Here is a 231-nt window from a genome sequence, read left to right as displayed (position 1 = left end):
CCACCTGTTCCCCAGCATGCCGCGCCCGAACCTCAAGCGAGCACAGGGGATCGTCCGCGACTTCTGCACCCGCCACAAGGTGACGTATACCGAGACCACACTTCTCGCTTCTTACCGAATCGTCGTCGATTACCTCAACAAGGTCGGCCTCGGCGCACGGGACCCGTTCGTGTGCCCCTTAGTCGCCCAGAACCGGATCTGACCCGCATCATCGATGCAGCAAGTAGCCCG

The 231-nt window shown here is 61.9% G+C and carries 1 pseudogene; it reads left to right on the top strand.

Features of this window, described 5'->3' with window-relative positions:
- Window positions 1–202: pseudogene (locus tag ELR45_RS37835) on the top strand (acyl-CoA desaturase); the annotation flags it as partial.
- Window positions 203–231 lie beyond the last annotated feature (29 nt).

Source organism: Phytoactinopolyspora endophytica (assembly GCF_004138495.1).
GTDB classification, from domain to species: Bacteria; Actinomycetota; Actinomycetes; order Jiangellales; family Jiangellaceae; genus Phytoactinopolyspora; species Phytoactinopolyspora endophytica.
Note: the sequence above shows the minus strand (reverse complement) of the source record. Positions and strands in the feature narration are given on the sequence as shown.